Genomic DNA, 6,815 nt, shown 5'->3' with positions numbered 1-6,815 from the left:
GTGCAGCACGGCGACCGCGGCGCCTGGATCGGCGTCGAACGCGCGGAAGGCCGCGGCGAGCTCGGCCGCCGTCGGGCCGTCGACGGCGTTGCGCGTGGCAGGCCGGTGCAGGAACACGGTGGTGACCGGCCCCGACTGCTCTGTTCGGACCGCCTGATCAGTCATGTCCGCTCCTCTGGCTCGCCTGCCAGGACGCTACCGTCTCGCCGTCTCGGTAGCCGAATCCCGCCGCGAACCACATGCGCGGGGCAGCCGGGAGCGGTAAGCTCAGGTGATATGTCACGTAATGACAAGAACGTCCCCGCGCCCGCCGGCGGATGGCTCGAGGGGGACCAGCAGCGGGCGTGGCTGGCCTACATCCGGGTCCAGCTGCGGCTGGCCTACGAGATGAATCGCCAGCTCCTCGCCGATAGCGGCATGTCGCTGCCCGATTACGACGTGCTGACCGCGTTGAGCGTTGCCGAGGGGGGGCGGATGCAGATCACGGTGCTCGCCGCCCAGATCGGCTGGGAGCGCAGCCGGGTGTCCCATCACGTACGGCGGATGAGCGCCCGGGGTCTGGTGACGTGCGATCTGTCCGCCACCGACAGGAGGGTCACCGAGGTGACCCTGACCGCTCACGGGCGGCAGGCTCAGGAGGAAGCGGCGCGCGGGCACGTGGATCTTGTCCGGCGACTGTTCTTCGAGGGGCTGCCGGCCGACCTGGTAGGACCGCTCAGCGAGGCGTTGGAAAGCGTGTACGCCAACATCATCAAGCAAGGCACGCTCCCGCCGCCGATCGACTGGCACCCGGCGGAGGTTCCCGACCGAGAATTACGTGACACATCACGTTGACATTTACGTGACATATCACGTACGTTGCGGAGGAGAAGGTGACCGGCCTGCCGTCAGGAAGGAACTGCCATGCCAAACGCGGTGGTGATGACCGGATACGGACCGCCTGAGGTGCTGAAGTGGACCGGGGTCCCGCTGACCGAACCGGGCGAGGGACAGATCAGGGTCAAGGTCAAGGCCGCTGGCATCAGCCCGACCGATCTGGCTCTGCGGGCCGGCTATCTCAAGGCCGTACCGCTGCCCCCGAACGCGGTGCTCGGTTTCGAGGCAGCAGGCACCGTCGACGCGATCGGGCCCGGTGTGACCGGCACGTCCGCCGGCGATGGCGTCACCGCGCTGCTGTTCAGCCTGGGGGGTTACGCCGAGTACGCGGTGGCGTCCATCTGGGCCCGCAAGCCGGACAGCGTTTCGTGGACCGATGCCGCCGCGCTGCCCAGCTCCGCCGAGGCGGCCGCCGGCGTGCTGCGGCAGCTGAACGTCAAAAGCGGTGAGACGTTGCTGCTGTTCGGCGGCGGCGGATCGGTCGGCATCATCGCCACGCAACTGGCGGTCGCCCAGGGAGTCACGGTGATCAGCGCGGTCGGCGAGCACGACGACGCGCTCGCCCGTGAGCTGGGCGCGACGCCGGTGCGGTACGGCGCGGGCCTGCCCGGCCGGGTCCGCGCGCTGGGCGCGATCGACGCCGTGTTCGACGCCGCGGGCAAGGGGGTCCTCGCCGATGCGATCGCCCTGGCCGGCGGACCGGAGCGGGTCATCACCTTGTCGGATCCGGCCGCCGCCGACTTCGGCGTCATGCTGTCCGAGCCCACGCCGGACCGTGCTCCCGGTGCCCTGGATGAGACGATCGCCTTGCTGGCCGATGGGCGGCTCCGCCTGCGTGCCCACAAATCCATGCCCATGCAGCAGGCCGCCGAGGCCCACCGCCAGCTGGAAGGCGACATCCACGAGCGCATTATCCTCACCCTCGAGTAGCTCGGGCGGGCACCGCGCTGCCCAGCCGCTCATGACATGCCGCCCGGACCCACAGGGAGATGCGGCCAGTGACACCAGACGCGAGCGCCCAGCCGGGCGAGCTGAGCCCGGCCGACGGTTCCGGCCCGCGCGAGCTGCTGCGTTACCGCTCCGCTCAAGGCCGGTGGGTGCTCGCGGCGATGATCTTGGGGTCGTCGGTGGCAGGGATCGACTCCACGGTGGTCGCCGTCGCGCTGCCAGCGATCGGGCGGAACCTGCACGTCGGCTTCCAGGACCTGCAGTGGACCGTCATGAGCTACACGCTGACCCTGGCCTCGCTGATCCTGCTAGCCGGTTCGCTCAGCGACCGCTGGGGGCGGCGGCGGGTGTTCCTGATCGGCCTGGGCTGGTTCACCCTGGCGTCGGTGCTGTGCGCGGCCGCGCCCAGCATCGGCTGGCTCATCGCCGCGCGTGCCGTGCAGGGTATCGGCGGCGCGCTGATGACACCGGCCAGCCTGGCGATCATCGAGGCGGCCTTCAAGCCCGACGACCGCACGCATGCGATCGGGACGTGGGCTGGATTCAGCGGGGTGTCCTCCGCGATCGCGCCTTTCCTCGGCGGGTGGCTGCTGGAAGCCGGCAGCTGGCGGTGGATCTTCCTGATCAACGTCCCGGTCGCCGCGGCGGTCGCGTGGATGACGCAGCGCCACGTCCCCGAATCCCGCGACACATCGGTGTCCGGGAGCGCCGACTGGCCCGGCGCGCTGGCCGGCGTCGTCGCGCTGGCCGCGATCACCTACGCGATCATCGTTCTGCCTGGCGGCGGCGTCAGCTCGCCGAGGTTCGTCGCCGCCGCGGTGCTCGCCGTGGGGTCGTCGGCCGCCTTCGCCGTCACCGAATGGCGCAAGAGCCACCCCATGCTCCCGCCCGCGATCTTCCGGCCGGCGCAGTTCCGCGCCGCGAATGCCGTCACCTTCGTCGTCAACGGCGCCCTCGGCGGCTTCGCGTTCGTCTTCATCCCCGCCCTGGAGATCATCGCCGGCTATAGCCCGGTGGTGGCGGGCTCGGCACTGGTGCCGGTCACCGTCGTGACCTTGCTGCTGTCAGGAGCCAGCGGCCAACTGGCCCAGCGGATCGGACCCCGGCCACAACTAGTGGCGGGCTGCCTGTTGTGCACGGTTGCGTCCACGCTCGCCGTGCGCGTCGGCCCGCACGCCAGCTACTGGACGGTCGTATTGCCGGTGGCCTTGCTGTTCGGCCTCGGCCTGGCGTCCCTCCTGCCACCCCTGACCGCCACCGCGATGAACTCCGCCCCGGACTCCCTGGCCGGCCTGGCCTCCGGGGTGAACAACGCCGTGGCGCGGGTCGCGGGCCTGTTCTGGATCGCCGCGCTGCCGCCCATCACCGGCCTGACCGGCGCGGCCTACACCGACCCGGTGCAGTTTCAGGCCAGCTTCGCCCAGATCAGCTGGATCTGCGCGGCGGCATTCGCCTGCGCCGCGGTGCTCTCCGCACTCTTCATCACCGGATCTCGCGACCCCATCCCGACACCACGGCCGGCGGTCGTCCAAACTCCGGTGCCTCACCTCGCCTGCCCGATCGCCTTCGGGCCACGCACCGGGACGAACCCGCAGGCCAACAGCGGTGCCTTACTTACTCCGGGTTCTCTCGGAAGCCGCCGAGGAAGCGCCGGAACAGCCCGCCCTCCCGCGTCAGCGCCGGAGCGGGCGGCGGCGCCTCCGGGAGTTCCCGGCCGATGGGCTCCTCATAGTCGGCTCGCGCGATGGCGTCCACGATTTGCGCCTCGTCGAATGCCTCGGAGCCGGCAATCTCCGGGATGAAGCCGACCAGGTCCCCGTCGAGCAGCACCTCGGCCTCCAGGGACGACGTGCCTTCGTTACCCCAGATCGCCTCGCGTCCGCCGCTGAGCACGACACGTACTCCGAAGATATCGATCCCCGCAGTTTCCAGGTGTGCGTCAATGCCGCGCTCTCTGAGAGCGTCGGCGACGCGGCGGGCCCTGTTCTCGTCCATGCGGTCAACCTACAACGAGCCGCAACGCAGCCCGGTCATGAGCGATGAGTTCGGGTTCCTGTCTTGGTCGTACTGGTATGGCGACAGCGGAACTAGCGGATGTGCGGATGTGGTACGACACGCGCGGCCAGGGTGACCCGCTGGTCGCGCTGCACCCGGGCGGCGCCGGAGTCGATTCGCGCGCGCTGGCCCCTACCGTGGCAGCCCTCGCGCGGCATTTCCGGGTGTATACCCCCGAACAGCGCGGACATGGGCACACGCCCGACGTGGCGGGGCCTATCACCTTCGAGCTCATGGCACAGGACACGATCACGTTCATCGAGACAGTGATCGGCGGGCCGGTGCACTTGCTCGGCTGCAGCGATGGCGCCATCCTCGCGCTGACCGTCGCGCTTCGCCGTCCCGACCTGGTGCGCCGTCTCGTGTTCGCCGCCGGGGTCTTCCACCGTGACGGCTGGCAGGACGGGGTCCTCGACGGCGACCCGCCGGATTTCCTCCGGCCGGGCTACGGCGAGGTGTCACCCGACGGAATCGGCCATTACGACGTGATCGTCGCCAAGCTTGACACGATGCACGCTCACGAGCCCGCTCTCACGCACGACGACCTGGGCAAGGTCGCATGCCGCACGCTGGTCATGGTCGCCGACGACGACGAAGTCCGCCTGGAGCACGCTGTCGATCTGTACCGGAGCCTGCCCGACGCCGAGCTATCCGTCGTTCCAGGCACGTCGCACGGTTTGCTCGTCGAGAAACCAGAGCTGTGCAACATGGTCATCACCGAGTTCTTCACCAAGGACCCGGTACCGACATTCGCGCCCATCCGCCGCGCCGCCTCCCGGTAGTCCGGGTATGCCCGCTGCGGGTTCCAGCTGACGCTGCTACAGCCAGCCGCATCCGTTCGGGAAAATCGAGAGCATCAGCCCGAACGGGCGCGTGGTTCCCCCGAGACCTCAGCTGGCTGGGCTCTAGCCGGGACCGGCTCGGTCGGTTAGCTTTTGGGGACATGACGTGGCAACCGGAACTGGATGAACTGCGCCGCCGCCAAGAGCTCGCCGAGCGCATGGGCGGGCCGGAGAAGATCAAGCGGCAGCGCGACGCCGGCCGGCTGACCGTCAGGGAGCGCATCGCCCTGCTGCTGGACGAGGGTTCATTTCACGAGATCGGGGCGCTCGCCGGAACCGCTGGATATGACGAGTCCGGCGAGCTCGCCAGCTTCATCCCGGCCAATTTCGTGACCGGAACCGGGCGCCTGGACGGCCGCAAGGTGGTCGTCGGCGGTGACGACTTCACCGTTCGCGGCGGCGCAGCGGATGCCTCGATCATCGGCAAGCAGATCTACGCCGAGCAACTCGCGAACGAGCTGCACCTGCCGATTGTCAGGCTCGTGGAGGGCACGGGCGGGGGCGGCAGCGTGAAGACCCTGGAACAAAGCGGGCACACCTACGTGCCTGTCAACCCCGGCTGGGATTACGTCGTGGACAACCTGTCGATGGTTCCGGTGGTCGCGGCCGGGCTCGGCCCGGTCGCGGGCCTCGGTGCCGCCCGGCTGTGCGCGGCCCACCTGTCGATCCTGGTCGAGGGCACGGCGCAGCTGTTCGTGGCCGGTCCGCCGGTGGTCAGCTCGGGTGTGGGCGAGCACGTCGACAAGGAGCAGCTCGGCGGGTCGCGAGTGCATGCCAGGAACGGCGCCGTCGACCTGATCGCGGCGTCCGAAGTCGAGGCGTTCACCCTCATCAGGAGGTTCCTGTCTTACCTGCCGCCGAGCGTCTTCGAGCTGCCGCCGGTCGCGGCGAACGCGGACCCGGTCAGCCGGCGGTCGGCCGAGCTGCTCACGGCCGTGCCACGCGACCGGCGCCAGCCGTACCGGATCCGCCCGATCCTGGCTGCCGTCTTCGACACCGGCTCGGTCATGGAAGTCCAGCGCTACGGCGGCTCGATCGTCACGGCGCTGGCCCGGCTGGACGGCCATCCGGTCGGCGTGGTCGCCGGCGACCCGTACGTGGCCGGCGGCTGCCTGACCGTCGAGGGCGCGGAGGCGGTTACCCGGCTAGCCGATCTGTGCTCTGCGTTCCACCTTCCGGTGGTGACGTTCACCGACCAGCCAGGGCTGCTGATCGGGACCAGGGCCGAGCAACGCGCGACGATCCGGCATGGGGTGCGCGCGATCGCCGCTGTTTACCAGGCCGGGGTGCCGGGCGCCGAGATCGTCGTGCGGCGGGTCTTCGGCGTCGGCGGGGCGGGCCTGACCAACCGGCACCGGCTCACGCGCCGCTGGGCCTGGCCCTCGGCCGACTGGGGCTCGCTGCCGGTCGAGGGCGGCATCGAGGCCGCCTACCGAGCCGACCTGGAGCAAGCCGACGATCCGGCCGCGCTGCTGGCCGAGATCCGGGCCAGGCTCGACGCGGTACGCAACCCGATGCGGACCGCTGAACGGTTCGGGATCGAGGAGATAATCGACCCGCGGGAGACCAGGCCGCTGCTGTGCGACTGGGTCCGCGACGCGTACGCGGTGCTGCGCGGCAGCCCGCCCGGCCGGCCGGCGTTCGGCCTGCGGCCCTGACATCGGCCGGATCTGGGAGACGCCCTGGTTACATCTGGCCGTAGCGAACCGGGCCGACTGGTTCGTAGGTGCCGATGACGATGCCGAGATCCGTCACGGTGAGGGCGGCAGGGCGCATCGTTGCCGGGAGGATGCCGTCGTTGAACAAGCGGTGACCGGAGCCAAGCACCAGCGGAAACGTCATCAGGCGGAAGCGGTCGACGAGCTCGTGCTGCAACAGCGTCTGGAGCAGTTTGCCGCTCCCCCAGATCTGCAGCTCGTCGCCGGGTTCGTCCTTCAGCCCCTGCACCGTCGCGATGACGTCGCCGGTCACGAGGCGAGCGGTGTCAGGGTGCTCGCCGCGCCACGTCGCATCGGCCTCGCTGAGCGAGTTGGACACGACGTACTTGGGCAGCGAGTTGATCGCCGTGGCAATGGGGTTGGCGGGGTCGGTCTG

The 6,815-nt window shown here is 70.0% G+C and carries 6 protein-coding genes; 5 read left to right on the top strand and 1 reads right to left on the bottom strand.

Annotated elements, in window-relative coordinates; translation table 11 throughout:
* Positions 1-276: 276 nt before the first annotated feature.
* From WA805_RS22190 to WA805_RS22170, 5 genes are all read left to right on the top strand, one after another.
* Positions 277-834, top strand: a complete 558-nt coding sequence (locus WA805_RS22190) for a MarR family winged helix-turn-helix transcriptional regulator (RefSeq protein WP_422274454.1) — start codon at positions 277-279, stop codon at positions 832-834.
* A gap of 69 nt (positions 835-903) precedes the next feature.
* Complete coding sequence (locus WA805_RS22185; RefSeq protein ID WP_425243294.1) at positions 904-1,806, top strand: NADP-dependent oxidoreductase; 903 nt, start codon at positions 904-906, stop codon at positions 1,804-1,806.
* A 68-nt stretch (positions 1,807-1,874) separates the two neighbouring features.
* Positions 1,875-3,626 carry an MFS transporter gene (locus WA805_RS22180; protein WP_425243293.1) on the top strand — a complete coding sequence of 584 codons (1,752 nt, stop codon included), beginning with the start codon at positions 1,875-1,877 and terminating at the stop codon, positions 3,624-3,626.
* A gap of 300 nt (positions 3,627-3,926) precedes the next feature.
* A complete protein-coding gene (locus WA805_RS22175) occupies positions 3,927-4,661 on the top strand; it encodes an alpha/beta fold hydrolase (protein WP_424559228.1) in 735 nt (244 codons plus the stop codon).
* 161 nt (positions 4,662-4,822) lie between these two features.
* Positions 4,823-6,379 (top strand): acyl-CoA carboxylase subunit beta, encoded by a 1,557-nt coding sequence (locus tag WA805_RS22170; RefSeq protein ID WP_425243292.1) that lies wholly within the window; start codon positions 4,823-4,825, stop codon positions 6,377-6,379.
* Positions 6,380-6,407: 28 nt separating this feature from the next.
* Here WA805_RS22170 and WA805_RS22165 read toward each other — a convergent pair.
* A partial coding sequence (locus tag WA805_RS22165) for a dihydrofolate reductase family protein (protein ID WP_425243291.1) occupies positions 6,408-6,815 on the bottom strand: 408 nt, incomplete at its 5' end.

Source organism: Trebonia sp. (assembly GCF_049794275.1).
In the GTDB taxonomy this organism is placed as follows: domain Bacteria; phylum Actinomycetota; class Actinomycetes; order Streptosporangiales; family Streptosporangiaceae; genus Trebonia.
This window is presented reverse-complemented; position numbering and strand designations above follow the sequence as displayed.